This window comes from Micromonospora sp. CA-248260 (assembly GCF_050942205.1).
GTDB classification, from domain to species: Bacteria; Actinomycetota; Actinomycetes; order Mycobacteriales; family Micromonosporaceae; genus Micromonospora; species Micromonospora antibiotica.
This window is the reverse complement of sequence record NZ_CP192021.1, coordinates 4,762,927-4,784,314: the sequence shown is the minus strand read 5'-3', so window position 1 is coordinate 4,784,314 and position 21,388 is coordinate 4,762,927. Positions and strand designations below refer to the sequence as shown.

The following is a 21,388-nucleotide window of genomic DNA, read 5'->3' as shown; positions in this document are numbered from 1 at the left end:
CGGGCAGACGATATCGATGGTCGCAGGCAACGAAACCTCACAGACATCGGACGGGTTTCGGCCGACGCTGAGGTGAGCGTCTATGCCTGCTCTATGTGGCGGCCATATAGGCCCCGGGTAGTGCGACGGCCGAGCTTCTGCGGAGTAGCCGTGAACCCTCCCATGGAGCGTGAGTCGATTGGCAGTCACCGAGGTCCCCAGCCTGCAAGCCGTCCGGCTGCCCGTCACCGCTGCCCAGCTCGGCGTCTGGGTGGGTCAGCGGCTCCAGCCGGACAGCCCGATGTATCAGTGCGCCGCGCGCTACGACGGCGACGGGCCGATCGACGAGCGGCTGCTGGCCGCTGCGGTCGACCGGGCGGTCGGGGAGGCCGAGGCGCTGCGCGCGGTCTTCGGCGACGACGGCGAGGTGCACCAGCTGATCCGCCCACGGGTCGAGGCCGGCCTAGACGTGCTAGATCTGCGAGATGAGCCGGACCCGGCCTCCGCGGCGATCGAATGGATGGATAACGACCGGGCGACCGCGGCCGACCTGACCACCGGCCCACTCTTCCACCACGCGCTGCTGCGCCTCGGCGACACCCGCTGGGTGTTCTACCTGCGGTACCACCACATCCTGCTGGACGGCTACGGACAGAGCCAGTACGTAGCTCGGCTCGCCGAGATCTACACGGCGCTGGCGTCCGGCGCCGGCGCCGGCGAGCCCAAGTGGGACGGCCTCGGCACCGTCACCGGCGAGGAGGCCGCCTATCCGGGGTCGGACCAGTATCACCGGGATCGGCGGTACTGGCTGGACCGGTACGCGGAGGAGACCGCCGGCCAGGCCCTCGCCGAGCGTTCCGCGGCCCCGGCGTCGGACGCCCTGCGCAGCCGGACCACGCTCGACGGACCCCTGGTCGCCGCACTCAGCGCGGTCGAGCGCTGGCCGGTCGTCATGACCGCCGCGACCGCCGTCTACCAGCACCGTCTGCTCTCCGAGTCGGACATCGTGATCGGCCTGCCGGTCGCCGCCCGCCGCACCCCGGCCGCGCTGCGCACCCCGGCCATGCTCGCCAACGACGTGTCGCTGCGGCTGACGGTCACCGCTCAGGACAGCTTCGCCGAGGTGGTGAGCCAGGTCCGCGAGCGTCTCGGCGAGGCGCTACGCGCACAGCGGTTCCGCCGTGAGGAGATGCACACCGAGCTGCGCCGGGCCGGCACCACCGGCACCCTGTACGGCCTGCTCGTCAACGCGATGGCGTTCGGCGCCCGGGTTAGCTTCGGCGACACCGTGGCGACCGGCGTTCAGCTGGCCAACGGGCCGGTCAACGACCTGATGCTGCAGAGCTTCGGCGACCCGGCGTCGGACGACGTGCAGCTGGAGTTCGCAGGCAACCCGCGCTCCTACCGCTACACCGACGTGATGGCGCACCAGCGCCGCTTCCTCACCCTGCTCGCCTCGCTGGCCGCCCGGCCGGACGCGCCCATCGGCACGGCCGATCTGCTCGACGACGACACCCGTACCGTTCTGCTCCGGCTCGGCCGTGGCCCGGGCGGCCCGGTGCCGGCCGGCCTGGTCGAACGCTTCGAGCGGCAGGTGGCGGCCACCCCTGACGCCCTTGCGGTTCGTGGTGAGCAGGCCCTGACCTATGCCGCCCTCGACGAGCGGGCCAACCGGATCGCGCACGCCCTGATGCGGCACGGCGCCGGCCCGGAGCGTCTGGTGGCGGTCGCCCTGCCTCGGTCCGCCGACCTGCTGGCCGCCCTGCTCGGCGTGCTCAAGACGGGCGCTGCCTACCTGCCGCTCGATCCGGAGCACCCGGCCGACCGGATCGCCGGGGTGCTGGCCGACGCCCGACCGGCCCTGCTGCTGACCGACGACGCGACCTGCCCCGCGTCAGCCGGTGACACCCCGGTGATGCTGCTGTCCGACGTGCCGGCCGACCCGGCCGGGAGCCCGGGCGTGCCGCAGACGCCGGAGAGCCTCGCCTACGTCATCTACACCTCCGGCTCCACCGGCCGGCCCAAGGGCGTCGCGATCAGCCGGTCCAACCTGGCCAACTTCCTGCAGGCGATGGTCGTCCGCTTCCCGCTGGCCGGCGCCGACGTGGTCCTGGCGCTCACCACGATCAGCTTCGATATCGCCGTACTGGAGCTGTTCCTGCCGCTGCTGTCGGGTGCCTCGACCGCCATCGCCACTCGTGACCAGGTCCTCGACACCGGCGAACTGCGTGCCCTTATCGCCCGGGAGCGGGTGACCGTCATGCAGGCCACGCCGAGCCTGTGGGACATGTTCCTGGCCGGCGGCGGCGACGACCTGGCCAGGCTACGCGTGCTGGCCGGCGGCGAGGCGCTGCCCGACGACCTGGCCGCCCGGCTGTTCGCCGCGGCAGGCGATGTTACGAACGTCTACGGCCCGACGGAGACCACCGTCTGGGCCACCGCCGGCGCGGTCCGGGGCAGCACCGTCGACCTGGGGAAGCCGATCCTCAACACCCAGGTCCACGTGCTCGACGCGGCCCTGCAACCGGTGCCGCCCGGCCACGCCGGCGAGCTCTACATCGGCGGCGGCAACGTGGGCCGCGGCTACCTGGGCCGGCCGGGGCTGACCGCCGAGCGGTTCGTGGCCAACCCCTACGGAACCGGCCGCCTCTACCGCACCGGCGACCTGGTGCGGGTCGGCGACGACGGCCGGTTGTTCTTCGTCTCCCGCGTCGACCACCAGGTCAAGGTCCGCGGTCACCGGATCGAGCTCGGCGAGATCGAAGCCGTGCTCGCCGCGCACCCGGCCGTGGAGCGCGCCGCCGTGATCGTGCGCGAGGACTCGCCCGGCGACAAGCGGGTCGTCGCCTACGTGGTCGGCACCGACGCGGACCTGACCCGCCACATCGCTGACCGGCTGCCCGAATACATGGTCCCGGCGGCGATCGTGGCCCTCGACGTACTGCCGCTGACCCCGAACGGCAAGCTCGACCGGCGCGCCCTGCCCGCGCCCGTGCGCACCGGGACGGCCGGTAGCCGGGCGCCGCGTACCGAGTTGGAGGCGCTCCTCTGCCGGATCTTCGCCGAGGTGCTGGAGAGTGGCCTGGTCGGCATCGACGACGACTTCTTCGCCCTCGGCGGGCACTCCCTGCTCGCCACCCGGGTGGTCGCCGCCGCTCGCCGGGCCGGCGTGGACGTGCCCATCCGGCAGCTGTTCCGGCTGCGTACGGTGGCTCGGCTGGTCGGCGTCTGCACCGCGGTGCACACCGCGGAGACCGAGCTGCCCGCGCCGCTGCCGGCCGGCGAACTGGAAGCGGTTCTGGCCGAGCCGGGCGTCGCGGAGGTGCTGCCGCTGACGCCGCTGCAGGAGGGGCTACTGGCCCGCAGCGCGTACGCCGAGGACGACGTCTACGTGATGCGGATCCACCTCGACTTGGCCGGCGACGTCGATCCGGCCGCGCTGCGCCGGGCGCTGGCCGCAGTCCTCGCCCGGCATCCGGTCCTGCGCTCGGCCGTACGCCATGAGGGTTTGAGCCGGCCCGTGCTGGCCGTGCACACCGCTCCGGGGGTGCCCTGGGACGACGAGCCGGGCGGGCCGATCGACGTGACCGTCGCGCCGCTGCTGCGAGCCGCTCTGGAGGCGCTGCCGGAGGGCGGTCGTCGACTGACGATCACCTGTCACCACATGGTCCTCGACGGCTGGTCGGTGCCGGTGCTGCTGCGCGAGTTGCTCCAGGCGTACCACGGGGAACTTCCCGCAGCCGGCCCGCGGCCCTACCGGGACTACCTGGCGTGGCTGGCCGGCCGGGATCGGCGGTCCTCGCTGCAGGCGTGGACGACCGCGCTGGCCGGCGCCGAGCCGACCCGGGTCGCCGCGCCGCACACCCCGCGGCGCCCGGAGCGGCTGACCGCCGCCCTGGACGCCGCGCAGACCGCCCGCCTGGCCGCCCGCGCTCGGGCCGCCGGCGTCACCGTGAACGCGTTCGTGCGGACGGCCTGGGCGGCCGTAGTCGGCCGGCTCACTGGCCGGAGCGACGTCGTCGTCGGCGTTACTGTCGCGGGCCGCCCGGCCGAGCTGATCGGCGTCGAGGAGATGGCCGGCCTGTTCATCAACACGGTGCCGTTGCGCGCCGTCGTCGGGCCGGAGCACACCCTGGAAAGCCTGGCCCGGGACATCCAGGACCGGCAGTCGGACCTGTTGGAGCACCAGTACCTGCCGCTGATTGACGTGCAGCGGGCCACCTCCGGCGGCGCCGACCTGTTCGACACCATCCTGATCTTCGAGAACTTCCCGGCCGATCCCGCCGCGGTGGCGGCCGCCGGTCACGACCTGCGGATTCTTGACGCCGGCGTGGACGACGCCACGCACTACCCGCTCGCCCTGTACGCCTTCCCCGGCGACGAGCTGCGTCTGCGCCTGGACTACCAGCCGGTCACCGGACTGCTGGCCGGCCACGCGCTGGACTGGCTGCTTACCCTGCTGCGGGCCGTCGCCGACGACCCCACCCGAACCCTCGGCGCGGTCGCGCTCGAGAGCGGCCCGGCCGCGCTCGCCGGACCGGCCGGGGAGCTGCCGGCCGGCGACACCGTGCAGTGGTTCGCCGAGCAGGCCCGACGGACCCCGGACGGGATCGCGCTGGTCGCCACGGACGCGACGCTCACCTACCGGGAACTCCACGACCGTGCCGACGCGCTGGCCGCGCGCCTGGTGGCGGCCGGCGTCGAGCCCGGTGAGTTCGTCGCGATCGCCCTGCCCCGCACGGCCGACCTGCTGGTGTCGGTGCTGGCGGTGCTGCGCTGCGGCGCCGCCTACGTCCCGATCGACACCGGGTTCCCGGCCGACCGCGCCGACTACATGCTCGCCGATGCCGGGCCGGTCCTGCTGTTGACCGACCGTACGGTCGAGCTGGACCACCCGGTCACCCGCCTCTACGTCGAGGACACCACGGTCACCGGCACCGCCCCGGTGCGGGTCGACGTGCCCGGCGGAGCCGCAGCGTACATGATCTACACCTCCGGCTCGACCGGGAAGCCGAAGGGCGTGGTCGTCCCGCGCGCGGCGATGGACAACTTCCTGATCGCGATGATCGACCGGACCAGCCTGGCCGCCGGCGACTACCTGCTCGCGGTCACCACCGTCGGGTTCGACATCGCGGTCCTCGAACTGTTCCTGCCGCTGCTCGTCGGCGCCACCGTCGTCCTCGCCCCGCGCGACGTCGTGACCGACCCGGTCGCGCTCTGCGCCGCCCTGCGCCGGCCCCGCCGCTCCGGATCGGCCCTGCTCGTGCAGGCCACCCCCAACCTGTGGCGGGCCGTGGCCGAGGAGGACCCGGCGGCGCTGCAGGGGCTGCGGGTCCTGGTCGGGGGCGAGGCGCTGCCGCCGGACCTGGCGGCCGTGCTGGCCGGCGCGGCTGACGTGGTGCTCAACATGTACGGCCCGACCGAGACCACCGTCTGGTCGACCGTCGGCGTCGTCACCGACCACCGGCCGGACATCGGCACGCCGGTTCTCAACACCGTCGCCCGGGTGCTCGACACCGCGCTGCGCCCGGTCCCGCCCGGCGTCCCGGGCGAGCTCTACCTCGGCGGGGACGGGTTGGCCCGCGGCTACCACGGCCGGGCCGGGCTCACCGCGGAGAGGTTCGTCGCCGCGCCGGACGACCCGCCCGGCGCTCGCATGTACCGCACCGGAGACCTGGTCCAGCGTCGTCCCGACGGCCGCCTGGACTTCCTCGGCCGGGTCGACGACCAGGTCAAGCTGCGTGGCTTCCGGATCGAGCTGGGCGAGGTGGCGGCCGCGCTGGCGACCCACCCGGTCGTGGTCCGCGCGGTCGCGGTGGTCCGCGAGGACCGGGCCGGTGACCGCAAGCTCGTCGCCTACGTCGTGGGCGCCCACGCGGCGATCGATCCGGACGCGCTGCGCGAGCACGCCGCGGCCACCCTCCCGGAGTACATGGTGCCCGCGGTGGTGGTGCCGCTCGACGAGATCCCGCTGACCCCGAACCGCAAGGTCGACAAGCGGGCGCTGCCCGCCCCGCCGCAGCGGGCCGAATCGGCCGGGCGTGCCCCGCACAACCCGCGCGAGCAGCTGCTCTGCGACCTTTACGCCGAGGTGCTCGGTCTGCCGCGGGTCGGTGTCGACGATGACTTCTTCGCGCTCGGCGGGGACAGTGTGCTCTGCTTCCGGCTGCTCAGCCGGGCCCGGGTCCGGGGTGTCACGTTCGCCATCCGAGACGTCTTCGAGCGCCGTACGGTGGCCGCGCTGGCCTCGGTCACCCGTGACCGCGGGACGGCGCCGGAGTCACCCGCGGTGGCCGCCCCGCGCGCCGAGCACGCCGAGCTGCTGGCCCGGCCCGGGGTCGCCGACGTGCTGCCGCTCGCGCCGATCCAGCAGGGGCTGCTATTCCACAGCTCCTACGACGGCGGTACGCGTGACCCGTACCTGATCCAGATCGTGCTGCACGTCGCCGGGCTGATCGACGCGGCGCGGCTGCGAGCCGCCTGCTCGTCGCTGCTGGACCGGCACCCCGTGCTGCGCACCGGGTTCGTCTCCACCGGGCTGCCCGAGCCGGCCCAGGTGGTGCACGAGTCGGCCGCCCTGCCGTGGAGCGAGATCACCGACCTGGACGCGTTCCTCGACCACGATCGGGCCGAGCGGTTCGATCTGGCGAACCCGCCGCTGATCCGGGTCGGTCTGGCCGAGCGGGCGATCGTCCTCACCCTGCACCACCTCGTGGCCGACGGCTGGTCCCTGCCGATTCTGGTCCGGGAGCTTCTCCAGCTGTACGGCGGCGCCACCGAACTGCCGGTCCGCCGGCCCTACCGCGATTACCTCGACTGGCTGGCCACCCGGGACGAAGGCTCGGCCCGGGTGTGGCAGCGGGCCCTGGCCGGCGTGGAGCGGCCGACGCTGCTCGGGACCGGCACCCCCGCGGCGGCCGACAGCGAGCCGATCCGCCTGGACCGCGAGCTGACGGCGGCCGAGACGCGGGCACTGGTCCGGGCCGCGCACGAGGCCCGGGTTCCGCTCAACACCCTGGTGCAGGCGGCGTGGGCGCTCGCCCTGAGCCGGCTGACCGGCCGTGACGACGTGGTCTTCGGCATCACCGTCGCCGGGCGGCCGGCCGATCTGGCCGGTGCCGAGGACATGGTCGGCCTCTTCATCAACACGGTGCCGTTCGCCGTCCGCCTGGACCCGGCCGAGCCGGTCACCGCCCTGCTCGGTCGCCTGGCCGGGGAGCAGGCCAGGCTGCTGGACCACCAGCACGTCGCGCTCACCACCATTCAGCGTGACCGCAGGCTCGGCGAGCTCTTCGATACCGCAGTCATCTTCGAGAACTTCCCGTTCGAGCAGGACGCCCTCGACGACCTGGCCGCCACCACCGGGCTGCGCCTGATCGACGCCCGGGTCACCGACGCCAGCCACTACGCGCTCGGCCTGATGGCGATGCCCGGCGAGCGGCTCCGGTTCCGGCTGCACCACCAGTCCGCGCAGATCGACCGGGACACCGCGGCCCGCGTCACCGAGCTGTTCCTGCGGGCCCTGCGCGCCTTCAGTTCGGCGCCGGACCGCGCCGTCGGCCGGCTCGACCTGATCAGCGACGAGGACCGCGACCGGGTGCTGACCCGCTGGAACGGCACCCTTCCGGAGCGGCCCCGCACCAGCCTGCCGCAGCTCTTTGCCGAGCAGGTCGCGGCTGGCCCGGACCGTCCCGCGGTCGGTTCCGGCGGCGCCGTGCTCACCTACCGGCAGCTCGACGCCCGGGTCCGGGAACTGGCGGCCGGACTTCAGGCCCGCGGCACCGGACCGGAGTCGCTGGTCGCGGTCCTGCTGCCGCGCGGCATCGACTTGGTCGCGACGCTCCTGGCGGTGCACCACGCGGGTGCCGCGTATCTGCCCCTCGACCCGGACTATCCGGCCGACCGCATCGACCGGATCCTCACCGAGGCCCGCCCGGCCCTGGTGATCCGCCCCGCGGACCTGCCCGGCCTGGCCACCGGCTCGACGGCCGTCCCGGCCCCGAATCCGGGCCCCGAGCAGGCCGCCTACGTCATCTTCACGTCCGGCTCGACCGGCGTGCCGAAGGGCGTGGTGGTGCCGCACGACGCGCTCGCCGCGCACCTGCTGCGCATCCGCGAGGCGTACCCGGAGGTCGGCGGTACCAGCCTGGTGCACTCCTCACCGGCCTTCGACCTGACCGTCACCGGGCTGTTCGGCCCGCTGGTGACCGGTGGCTGCGTGCAGCTCGACGAGCTCGCCGACGCGGCCGAGCGGCCGACCTTCCTCAAGGGCACCCCGAGCCACCTGCCGGTCCTGGTCAACCAGCGGATCGACGTGTCGCCCACCGGGCTGCTGATGCTCGGTGGCGAGCAGCTCACCGCCGAAGGGCTGCACGAGTGGCGGGAGGCTCACCCGGACGTCACAGTGATCAACTCGTATGGCCCGACCGAGACCACGGTGAACTGCATCGACCACCGGGTGGAACCGGGCGAACAGCTGCCGCCCGGGCCGCTGCCGATCGGCCGCCCGTTCGCCCACACCCGCGCGTACGTGCTGGACAGTGGCCTGTGCCCGGTCCCGGTCGGCGCTGTCGGCGAACTGTACGTGGCCGGCGCCGGGGTGGCCCGCGGCTACTTGAACGCGCCGCGCGCCACCGCCGAGCGGTTCGTACCCAGCCCGTACGACGCGCCCGGCACCCGGATGTACCGCACCGGCGACCTGGTCCGCTGGACGCCGGAGGGACTCCTGGTCTACCTCGGTCGCTCGGACGAGCAGATCAAGATCCGTGGACACCGGATCGAGCTCGGGGAGATCGAGGCGGCGCTCGGCCGTCAGCCCGGCGTGACCCGCGCGGTCGCCGCCGTCCGCGACGGCCGGCTGGTGGGCTACCTGGTGGGGGTCGCCGAGCACGACACCGTCCGGGCCGCCCTGCGTGCCACCCTGCCGGAGCACTTCGTACCGTCGGCGCTGGTCTCCCTCACCAACCTGCCGACCACCGCGAACGGCAAGGTCGACCGGGCCGCCCTGCCGGCGCCCGACTTCACCGCGGCGGCGTCCGGGCGAGCCCCGGCCACCCCCGGCGAGCAGCGCCTGTGCCGGCTGATCGGCGAGGTCCTCGGACGCGACGACGTCGGACCCGACCAGGACTTCTTCACCCTGGGTGGGGACAGCATCATGTCGATGCAGCTGGTCGGTCGGGCTCGCACGGCCGGTCTGCACTTCACCGCCCGGCAGGTGTTCGAGCACCGTACGGCGGCCGCCCTGCTCGCCGTCGCCGCGGAGGCGGCCGCCCCCTTCACCGAGCCGGTCGCCGCCGCCTTCGGGCGGATGCCGGCCACCCCGATCATGCGGCGGCTGGCCGAACGCGGGGGCCGGACCAGTCGCTACCACCAATCCGTCGTGGTGACCGTCCCGCCGACCGACGCGGCCCGGCTGACCGCCGCCCTGCAGGCCGTGCTCGACCACCACCACGCGCTGCGGCTGCGGCTGCGGCTGCTCGACGACACCGAACTGGAGATCACCCCGCCCGGCTCGGTGGACGTCACCACCTGCCTGCGCCGGATCGCTGGCCCGGGCGCCGACGCGGAGCTGACTGCGGCCGGTGAAATCGCCCGCGACGAGCTGGACCCGGCATCCGGAGTGATCGTCCGGGCCGTCTGGTTCGACGCCGGCAACGCTCCGGGACGACTGCTGCTGGTCGTTCACCACCTGGCCGTCGACGGCGTGTCCTGGCGGATCCTCCTGCCCGACCTGGCGGCGGCCTGGCGGGACCCGGACGCCCCGCTCGACCCGGCGTCCACCTCGTTCCGGACCTGGGCGGCGCGCTCGACGCGGCTGCCGGCCGTGGGCGCCGCGCCGTGGCTGGCACTGCTCGACGACGAGCCCGGGCTCGCCGTCGACCCGGGCCGCACCGACCCCGGCACCGTGGCCGGCGCCGGTCGGCTTACCCGCAGGCTGTCCACCGCCACGACTCTGCCCCTGCTCACCACGATCCCGGCCGCGGTGCACGGCGACGTCGACGACGTGCTGCTGACCGCCCTGGCCGTGGCGGTCTCGGCCTGGCGCGGCGACGACGACGGCGTGCTGGTCGACACCGAGCGCCATGGCCGTGCCGACTGGCTGGTGCCGGGCACCGACCTGTCCCGTACGGTCGGCTGGTTCACCGGTGTGCAGCCGGTCCGGCTGCGGCTGGGCGCGGCCCGGGCCACCGACGTGCTCGCCGGCCGCGGCGGCCACGGCCTACTCAAGACGGTCAAGGAGCAGCTGCGGGCGGCCGGGGAACAAGATCTCGCGTACGGGGTCACGCGTTACCTCGACCCGGTCACCGCGCCGGAGTTCGCTGATCGCGGCCACCCCGGGCTCGCCTTCAACTACCTGGGCCGGCTCACCACCGGCGAGGCCGGAGAGTTCGCCCTGGATGCGCATCCGGGCGCGCCCGACGACCCGGAACGCGCCCTCGGGCACCTGGTCGAGCTGAACGCCGCCACCCACGAGGGCCCGGACGGCCCCGAACTCGTCGCGACCTGGACCTGGGCCGGCGCGGCGCTCGACGACGAGCGGATGGAACGACTCGCCGACCTGTGGTTCACCGCGCTCCGGGCGCTCGCCGCGGCCCCGCCGCGGGCCGGGCACACCCCATCCGACCTGCTCGTCCGGCTGACCCAGGCGGAGATCGACGAGCTGGAGGCGGCGGGCGACGTCGCGGCGCTGCTACCGCTCGCCCCGCTGCAGGAGGGCCTGGTCTTCCACAGCGCCCACCAGGAGGGGGAGCGCGACCCGTACCTCACCCAGCTCGTCGCCGATATCGACGGGGACCTGGACGTGGCGCGGCTGCGGACGGCCGCGACCGAGGTGGTGCGGCGGCACACCGCCCTGCGCTCCGGATTTCGGCTCACCGTCAAGGGCACCACGGTGCAGGTCGTGCTGGCCGACCCGCCGCTGGACTTCAGCGTGCACACCGGCTCACCGGACGCGGTGCTGGCCGCCGAACGGGACCGGCGCTTCGACCTGGGCCGGCCGCCGCTGATCCGATTCACGCTGATCAGTCTGGCGCAGGGGCGGTGGCGGCTGGCGATCACCGGTCACCACGCGGTACGCGACGGCTGGTCGGTGCCGATCATCGTGCGCGAGCTGCTCGCCCTCTACCGCGGTGAACCGCTGGCGGCGCCGCGGCCGTACGCGATTCAGCTCGCCTGGTTGGCCGGGCGGGACCGGCCCGCCGCCCTGGCCGCCTGGCGCACCGCCCTCGACGGGCTCGAGGATCCGACGCTCGTCGCCGCCGCGCCCGGCGTCGCCGAACCGGCCCGCATCGACGTCTCCTACGCCGGGCCGGTCCCGCTGGACGTCACCTCGCGCGCCCTGGGCGTCACCCCCGGCACCGTGCTGCAGACCGTCTGGCTGCTGCTGCTGGCCCGGCTCACCGGCCGGGACGACGTGGTCACCGGTATGACGGTGGCCGGTCGCCCGCCGGAGCTGCCCGGCGTGGACGAGATGGTCGGCCTGTTCATCAACACCCTGCCGCTGCGTGCCCGCCTCGACGCCGGGGAGAGCCTCGCCGCGTTCGCCCGCCGGCTGCAGCGCGAGCAGGTCACCCTGCTGGAGCACCAGCACCTCGGCCTGGCCGAGATCCAGCGGGCGGCCGGGGCCGACGAGCTGTTCGACACGGCCATGGTGTTCGAGAACTACCCGTTCGACCCGGAGGCGATCCGGGCGTACGCCCGCGGCGCCGGCCTGGAGATCGGCGACATCGCCCACCACTCGGCGCCGCACTACGCCCTCGCGCTGGAGGCCGCGCCCCGGCTCGGTGGCGGACTTGACCTCCGCCTGCACCACCGGCCGGACGTGGTGCCGGCCGAGCGGGCCGCTCTGGTCGCCCGCTGGCTTGGCGAACTGCTCGACGTCGTCGCCCTGGCCCCGGAGACGCCGGTCGGCGCGGTCGGCCTGGTCGGGCGGGACGATCCCCGCCAGCAGGGCCGGCCGGTCCCGGAGGCCACCGGACTGTGGCCGGTGGAGTTCCTGGCCCAGGCCCGCCGGACGCCGGACGCCCCGGCGCTGGCCTTCGAGGGCGTCGAGGTCACCTTCGGTGAACTGGCCGGGCGCGCCACGGCCTGGGCCGGAGCGCTGGCAGCAGCCGGCGCCGGCCCCGAGCGCCGGGTGGCCGTCCTGCTGCCGCGGTCGATCGAGCTGATCACCGCCATGCACGCGGTGGTCCTGGCCGGGGCGGCATTCGTGCCGGTCGACCCGGAGTACCCGGCCGAGCGGATCGCCTACATCCTGCGGGACGCGGCGCCGGATGTGGTGATCACCGAGAAGAGCATCGCGGGCCTGGACGCGAGTTCCGCCCCGTGGACCGAGCCCGGCCTGCGAGCCGATCATCCTGCGTACGTCATCTACACCTCCGGCTCCACGGGGCGCCCGAAGGGCGTGGTGGTCTCGCATCGCGGCATCGACTCCCTGGTCGAGGCGCAACGCGAGCGATTCGACGTGCGGCCGGACAGCCGGGTGCTGCAGTTCGCCTCGCCCAGCTTCGACGCCGCCGTCTCCGAGGTGGCCGTCACGCTCCTCTCCGGAGCCTGCCTGGTGGTCGCGCCGAAGGCCCGGCTGCTGCCGAAGGCACCCCTGGTCGACCTGATCACCGCCCAGCGGGTCAGTCACGTCACCCTGCCACCGGTGCTCCTGGCCGAGCTGGACCCGGACTCGCTGCCCGGCGTCCGTTCGCTCGCGGTGGCCGGTGAGCACTGCCCGGGCGGCATCGTCGCCCAGTGGTCGTCCGGCCGTCGCATGATCAACGCGTACGGGCCGACCGAGACGACGGTCTGCGCCACCATGAGCACGCCGCTGGCCGGCCCGGACACGCCGACCATCGGCGGGCCGATCGTCAACGCCCGGGTCTACCTGCTCGACCCGCACCTGCAGCCGGTGCCGCCCGGCGTGGTCGGTGACCTTTACGTCTCCGGCCACGGCCTGGCCCGTGGCTACCACGGCCGCTCCGCGCTGACCTCGGAGAGGTTCGTCGCCGACCCGGCCGGTCCGCCCGGCGCCCGGATGTACCGCACCGGCGACGTGGCGGTCTGGACCGGCCACGGCGAGCTGGAGTTCCGCGGGCGCAGCGACGACCAGGTGAAGCTGCGTGGCCACCGGATCGAGCTGGGTGAGGTCGAGGCCCTGATGGCCGGGCATCCCGGGGTGACCGCCGCAGTCGCGGTGGTGCGCGAGGACCGGCTCGGCGACCGGCACCTGGTCGGTTACGTGACCGGCACGGCCGAACCGGCGGCCGTACACGAGCACGTCGCCGCCGGCGTTCCCGACTACATGGTCCCGGCCGTGGTGATGGTCCTCGACCAGCTCCCCGTCACCCCGAACGGCAAGGTGGACCGGAAGGCGTTGCCCTCGCCGGTGCTGGCCGGCCCGGCCGGCACCGGCCGGGAACCGGCCACCCCGCGCGAGGCGCTGCTCTGCGACGCCTTCGCCGAGGTGCTCGGCGTGCCGCGAGTCGGACCCGACGAGAGTTTCTTCGCGCTCGGCGGCCACTCGCTGACCGCCACCCGGCTGGTCGCCCGGATCCGGGTGCTGTTCGGCGTCGAGGTCACCGTCCGGCAGCTCTTCGAGACGCCGACCGCGTCCGGGATCGCGACCCTACTGGACGGCGCCGCGACCGGCCGGCCCCCGGTCCGCCTGCGGACCCGGCCGGACCGGCTGCCGCTCTCCGCGGCCCAGCGTCGCCTCTGGTTCCTGCACCAGATGGAGGGCCCCAGCCCGGCCTACAACATCGCCGCCGCCCTGCGCCTGCACGGCGACCTCGACGTCGCCGCGCTGCGTCAGGCGGTGACCGACCTGGTCGAGCGGCACGAGACGCTGCGGACCGTGCTGGCCGACGACACCGACGGGCCGTACCAGATCCTCGTGGACCGGCCGACGCCGTTCGAGACGGGCGAGGTGAGCCCGGCCGACCTTCCGGCCGTGCTCGCCGAGGCCGCCGCGTACCGGTTCGACCTGTCCGCCGAGACGCCGCTGCGGGTCTCGCTGTTCCGGACCGGCGACCGGGAGCACGTCCTGCTCCTGCTGTTGCACCACGTGGCCGGTGACGCCGGCTCGGTCCAGCCGCTCGCCGCCGACCTGGCCACCGCCTACACCGGCCGCACCCGCGGCGGTGAGCCAGACTGGGCGCCGCTGCCGGTCCAGTACGCCGACTACGTGCTCTGGCAGCTGGAGATGACCAGTGAAGCCGACGACCAGCTTGACTACTGGCGGTCGGCGCTGGCCGGGCTGCCAGACGAGCTGGCCCTGCCGGTCGACCGGCCGCGCCCGTCCGGCAGCGCCGGCCGAGGTGGCCGGGCCGAGTTCACCCTCCCCGCCGACCTGCACGAGCGGCTGCGTGGCGCCGCACGGGCGCTGCGGGCCACGCCGTTCATGGTGGTGCAGGCGGCGCTGGCGGTGACGTTGTCGCGGCTGGGAGCCGGGGCTGACGTGCCGATCGGTACGCCGGTGGCCGGTCGGGTGGACGAGGCGCTAGCCGAGGTGGTCGGGTTCTTCGTCAACACGTTGGTGTTGCGGACCGACGTCTCCGGTGATCCGAGTTTCGCCGAGTTGGTCGGCCGGGTCCGGGAGACCGATCTTGCCGCGTACGAGCATCAGGACGTCCCGTTCGAGCGGCTCGTCGAGGCGCTGCGCCCGGCCCGGGTCACCGGACGCCACCCGCTCGTCCAGACCGTTCTCGACTGGAGTGACGGGCAGCCGGCCGCGCTCGCCGCCCTCGGCGCGATGCCCGGCCTGGCCGTCACGCCGGTGACCGTCGATCTGCGGACCGCCAAGTTCGACCTGGTCTTCCACCTCACCGCAGGCGACGCCGGGGAGGTGGCCGGGGTCCTGGAGTACAGCGCCGAGATGTTCGACCCGGACACCGCCGCCCGGCTCGCCGCCCGGCTGATCCGGGTCTTGGACGCGGCCCTGACCCGCCCCGAGGAGCCGATCAGCCGCATCGACCTGCTCGACGCGCAGGAGCGTGCTTGCATCCTCGGATCGTGGAGCCGGCCCGCCCCGGAACAGCCGGTCCCGGCCGGCGCCCAGCGGAACCTGGTGCGCGAGTTCGAGGCGGCGGCGCGACGGCACCCGGACGCGGTCGCGGTGACCGGCGAGGACGGCGAGTTGACGTACGCGGAACTGGACGCCGCCGCGAACCGGCTGGCCCACCTGTTCGCCCGGCACGGGGCCGGCCCCGAGCGCTTTGTCGCGCTGGCCCTGCCGCGCCGTACCGAGCTGGTCGTCGCCATCCTGGCGGTGCTCAAGTCCGGCGCCGCCTACCTGCCGATCGACCCCGGTTACCCGGCCGACCGCATTGCGTTCATGCTGGCCGACGCGCAGCCGGCGCTGATCGTCGGCACCGCCGGCGTTCGGTCCCGCATCGACGCCGGGGACGTGCGGTGGGTGCTGCTCGACGACGTGGACCTGACCGGGCTGCCGGACACCCCGCCGGTGACTGAGCCGGCCGCCGAACACCCGGCGTACGTCATCTACACCTCCGGCTCCACCGGCACCCCCAAGGGCGTGGCGGTCACCCACGCCAACGTGCTGCGGCTGTTCCGGCAGACCGCGCACTGGTTCGGCTTCGACGAGACGCACACCTGGACGCTGTTCCACTCGTACGCGTTCGACTTCTCGGTCTGGGAGCTGTGGGGCCCGCTGCTGCACGGCGGCCGCCTCGTCGTGGTTCCGTACGACACCAGCCGGAGCCCGGCGGACTTCCTCGACCTGCTCAGCCGGGAACGGGTCACCGTGCTCAACCAGACCCCGTCCGCCTTCTACCAGCTGATGCAGGCTGACCGGGAGGTCGGCGGCGCCGATCTCGCGCTGCGCTACGTGATCTTCGGTGGGGAGGCGCTCGACCTCGGCCGTCTCTCCGGCTGGTACGAACGGCACGCGGACGACGCGCCGGTACTGGTCAACATGTACGGCATCACGGAGACCACGGTCCACGTGACCTACCAGCCGCTGACCGAGCGCACCGCGGCCGAGCAGGCGGCCAGCCTGATCGGCGTCGGCATCCCGGACCTCGGCATGTACGTCCTCGACGAGGGACTGCAGCCGGTGCCGGCCGGGGTCGCCGGCGAGATGTACGTCTCCGGCGCCGGCCTGGCCCGCGGATACCTCAACCGCCCGGGCCTGTCCGCGATCCGGTTCGTCGCCGACCCGTTCGGTGCCCCCGGCACCCGGATGTACCGCACCGGCGACCTGGCCCGCTGGCGGGCCGACGGCACGCTGGAGTATCTCGGCCGGATCGACGACCAGGTGAAGATCCGCGGTTTCCGGATCGAGCTCGGCGAGATCCAGACGGTGCTGGCCGCCCAGCCCGGTGTCGCCCAAGCCGTAGTCGTCGTCCGCGAGGACCAGCCCGGCGACCAGCGCCTGGTCGCCTACCTGGTCGGCGAGTGCGACACGGACCAGCTGCGGCACGCTCTCGGCGAGGCGCTGCCGGACTACATGGTCCCCTCCGCCTTCGTGGAGCTGAGCGCCATCCCGCTCACCTCCAACGGCAAGCTCGACCGGCGGGCGCTGCCGGCGCCGGTGCACGTCTCCACCGCGACCCGCCGCGAACCCCGCACGCCGCGCGAGCGGCTGCTCGCCGAGGCGTTCGCCGAGATCCTCGGCGTGCCCTCGGTCGGGGCCGAGGACGACTTCTTCGCCCTCGGCGGGCACTCGCTGTCGGCCACCCGCCTGGTCGCCCGGATCCGGGCCGTCCTCGGCGTCGAGGTCAGCGTGCGGCAACTGTTCGAGGAGCCGACCGTGGCCGGCCTGGACGCCGTGCTGGGCGGCGCGGCCCGGACCACCCGGCCGCCGGTCACCCCGGCCGAGCGCCCGGACCGGCTGCCGCTCTCCGCCGCGCAGCGGCGGCTGTGGCTGATGCACGAGCTGGGCGGCCCGGACGCCACCTATAACATTCCGGTGCTGCTGCGCCTGGGCGGCGACCTCGACGTCGCCGCCCTGACCGCGGCCCTCGCCGACGTGGTGTCCCGCCACGAGAGCCTGCGCACCCTGGTGGCCGGCTCCGGCGACGACGCCTACCAGGTGGTGGTGCCGGCCGAAGCGGCCCGGCCCGCGCTGCCAGTGGTGCCCGTCGCGGCCCTGCGGGAGGCGGCGGCCGAGCCGTTCGACCTGACCACCGACCTGCCGATCCGGGCCCGGTTGGGGCGGGCTGGGGAGCGCGACCACCAGCTGCTCGTGGTGGTGCACCACATCGCCGGCGACGGCGCGTCCATGCCGGTGCTGGCCCGGGACCTGGTGACCGCGTACACCGCGCGGCTGGCCGGCCGGGCGCCCGGGTGGGCGGCGCTGACGGTGCAGTACGCCGACTACGCGCTCTGGCAGCGAGCGGTCGCCGGCGACGAGGAGGAGCAGCTCGACTACTGGCGGTCGGCGCTGGCCGGGCTGCCGGACGAGCTGGCCCTGCCGGTCGACCGATCCCGGCCGCTCGACGGGCCGCAGCGGGCCGGAAGGAGCACGTTCACCCTGCCGGCCGGGGTGCACGACCGGATCGCCGGCCTGGCCGCCCGGCTCGGCGCCACGCCGTTCATGGTGGTGCAGGCGGCGCTGGCGGTGACGTTGTCGCGGCTGGGAGCCGGGGCTGACGTGCCGATCGGTACGCCGGTGGCCGGTCGGGTGGACGAGGCGCTGGCCGAGGTGGTCGGGTTCTTCGTCAACACGTTGGTGTTGCGGACCGACGTCTCCGGTGATCCGAGTTTCGCCGAGTTGGTCGGCCGGGTCCGGGAGACCGATCTTGCCGCGTACGAGCATCAGGACGTCCCGTTCGAGCGGCTCGTCGAGGCGCTGCGCCCGGCCCGGGTCACCGGACGCCACCCGCTCGTCCAGACCGTTCTGACGGTGGACACCGCGGGAGCCGAGGCCGCCGAAGCGGTCGCCGAGCTGCCCGGCCTCGTCGTCACCACCGATCACGTCGGGCCGCAGCACGTCAAGTTCGACCTGATGGTCACCCTGGTCGGTGAGACCGGTGCGGTCGAGTACAGCGCCGACCTCTTCGACGTCACGACCGTCGAGACGCTGACGCAGCGCTTCCTCGGTGTCCTCGAGCAGGCGACCCGCCGGCCCGACGCGGCGATCTCCGGCCTGGAGACGCTTGTCGGCGGCGAGCGCGACCGGTTGCTGGTCGGCCTGCTGGACACCGGGCAGCCGACCTTGAGCGGGTCGATCCCGGACCTCTTCGCCGCACAGGTCCGGGCCACGCCGGCGATGCCCGCCGTGCGGTTCGGCGAGCGGGTCCTCACGTACGCCGAGCTCGACGCCGCCACGAATCGCCTCGCCCACCGCCTGATCGCCTGCGGCGTGACCACGGAGACCCGGGTCGGTGTGCTGATGGAACGCTCCCTCGACCTGATCGTGACCCTGCTGGCGATCCTCAAGGCCGGTGGCGTCTACGTGCCGCTCAGCCCCACCTACCCGGATGACCGGCTCGCCGCGCTGCTCGACCGGCAGGTGGAGGCCCCGCTGCTGGTCACCGACCGGCCCGGCCGGGCCCGGGCGGAGAGCCTGGGCGTCGCGGCGGCGGTGATGACGATCGACGAGACCGGCTGGACCGGTGGCGACGCGAGCCCGACCGGTGTGGTGGTGGCGCCGCTGCAGCTGGCGTACGTCATGTTCACCTCCGGCTCGACCGGGGAGCCCAAGGGGGTGGCCGTCCAGCAGTGCGATGTCGCCACCCTGGCCGGTGACCGGCTCTGGGACGACGTGCTGGACCGGGTGCCGCTGCACTCGCCACACGCCTGGGACGGCTCGGTCCTGGAACTCTGGGTGCCGCTGCTGCGCGGCGGCTGCGTGGTCGTCGCCCCGCCCGGTGACCTGGACGTCGCGGCCCTGCGCGAGCTGATCGAGGGCAACGACATCACCTCGCTGTTCATGACGTCCGGACTGGTCCGCGTCATGGCGCAGGAGGCGCCGGAGGCGTTCCGCCGGGTCCGCCAGCTCAGCGCCGGCGGCGACGTGACCACCCCGGGCTCGGTCCGGCGGCTGCACAAGCACGCGCCCGGCTGCCGCATCGTCAACGGCTACGGCCCGACCGAGACGACCGTGTTCGCGCTGGTCTACCGGGCCGATCCGGAGACCGAGCGGGAGTGGGCGACCACCGTGCCGATCGGCCGTTCCCTGGACAACCTGCGCCACTACGTGCTCGACGACCGCCTGCGGCTGGTGCCGCCCGGCACCACCGGTGAGCTCTATCTGGCCGGGGACGGCCTGGCCCGCGGTTACTGGGACCGGCCCGGTTTCACCGCGGAACGGTTCGTGGTCGACCCGTACGGCGCGCCCGGCGCCCGGATGTACCGCACCGGCGACCTGGCCCGATGGACCCGCGACGAACAGATCGACTTCGTCGGCCGCATCGACGACCAGGTGAAGCTGCGCGGGTTCCGGATCGAGCTGGGTGAGGTGGAGGCCGCGGTGGCCGGTGCCGGTGGTGTCGGCACCTCGACCGTCCTGCTGCGCGAGGACCGGCCGGGTGAGAAGCGCCTGGTCGCGTACGTCGTCCCGGTCGACGGCTACGACACCGAACGGGCCCGGGAGCACCTGCGCGCGGTCCTGCCCGACTACGCCGTACCGGTCCTGGTCGAGTTGCCGGAACTGCCGCTCACCGGGCTCGGTAAGGTCGACCGGCGGGCACTGCCGGCACCGGTGTTCACCACTGGCGAGACGGCCCGGGCGCCGCGCTCCTCGGTCGAGCGGATCCTCACCGAGCTCTTCGCCGAGGTGCTCCGGCTCCCCGAGGTCGGCCCCGACGACGCGTTCTTCGACCTCGGTGGCGACAGCATCATGGCCATCCAGCTGGTCAGCCGGGCCACCCGGGCCGGGCTGCGGATCACCGCGGCCGACGTGTTCCGGCATCGCACTGTCGCCGATCTGGCCACGGTGGCCGGCACGGACGACGGCGAGCCGGACACCCCGGATGTCGGCGTCGGCGACGTCGTGCCGTCGCCGATGATGCACTGGCTCGCCGACCGGGCCGCGCCGCTGGAGGCGTTCAACCAGTCCACGCTGGTGCGGTCGCCGGCCGGACTCGACCTGGCCACCCTGCACGCTCTGCTGCAGGCGGTCCTGGACCGGCACGACAGCCTGCGGATGCGGGTGGACGCCGTCGATCCGGGGGACGCCACCACCTGGCGCTGCGAGGTGCCCGATCCGGGCTCGGTGCGGGCCGAGGGGTGCGTACACCGCGTCGACGCCTCCGGCCTGGACGACGACGAGCTGTCCGCCGCCGTCGACCGGGAGGGCCGTGCCGCGGTCGGCAGGCTGCGCCCCGCCGACGGGGTGATGCTGCAGGTTGCCTGGCTGGACCGGGCTGACCGGCCCGGCGTGCTGGTCCTGGCGGTGAACCACCTCGCCGTGGACGGCGTCTCCTGGCGGATCCTGATGCCCGACCTGCTGGAGGCGTGGCAGGCCGTGCAGGCCGGTCGGGAGGTGTCGCTGGCCCCGGTGCCGGCCTCGCTGCGCCGCTGGTCGCACGCGCTGGCCGCGGAGGCCATCAGTCCGTCCCGGACCGCCGAGCTCACGCACTGGACCGGGGTGCTCTCCGGCGACCGGCGCGGAATCGGCCGGCGTCCGCTGAGCCGGGCCGACACCTACGCCACGGCCGGGCGGCTGACCCGTACCGTCCCCTCGGAGCTCACCCGGACCCTGCTCACCACCGTGCCGGCCGCGGTCGGCGCGGGCGTGGACGACGTGCTGCTCACCGCGCTCACGGTGGCGGTGGCGCGGTGGCGCGGGGACGGCCCGGTGGTGATCGACCTGGAGGGGCACGGCCGCACCGGCGGCCCGGGCGGCGGCATCGACCTGTCCCGGACCATCGGCTGGCTGACCGCGATGCACCCGGTCGCCCTGGACCCGCGCGGCTTCGACACCGCCGCCGCGCTGGCCGGCGGACCCGCCGCGGGCGCCCTGCTCAAGGCGGTCAAGGAACAGCTGCTGGCGGTCCCCGACAAGGGCATCGGCTACGGCCTGCTGCGCCACCTGAACCCGGCCACCCGCAGCGCGCTGGCCGGGCTCGGCGAGGCCGACCTCGGCTTCAATTACCTGGGCCGCTTCGTCACCGCCGAGACCGTCGACTGGGCGGTGGCCGATGGTCTGCCCCGTCCGCCGGGCGAGGACCCGTCCACTCCGCTGCCGCACGTGCTCGAGCTCAACGCGGGCACCTCGGAGACCGCGGACGGGTCGGTCCTGAGCGTCACCTTCACCTGGGCCGGCGATGTGCTCACCGAAGCGGAGACGGCCGCGCTCGCCGACCTCTGGATCAGCGCTCTGGGCGGTCTCGCGGCCTGGGCGCAGCGGCCCGACGCCGGCGGTCTCACCCCGCATGACGTGGGCCTTATAGGCCTGACACAGAACGAGATCGAAGAGTTCGAATCAGCATTCGACTCGGATTTGGAGTAGTGA

The 21,388-nt window shown here is 74.1% G+C and carries 1 protein-coding gene; it reads left to right on the top strand.

Annotation, left to right across the window (positions count from 1 at the left end):
* Positions 1–178: 178 nt before the first annotated feature.
* Positions 179–21,385 carry a non-ribosomal peptide synthase/polyketide synthase gene (locus ACQP2H_RS20420; protein ID WP_433228505.1) on the top strand — a complete coding sequence of 7,069 codons (21,207 nt, stop codon included), beginning with the start codon at positions 179–181 and terminating at the stop codon, positions 21,383–21,385.
* Positions 21,386–21,388: the final 3 nt, after the last annotated feature.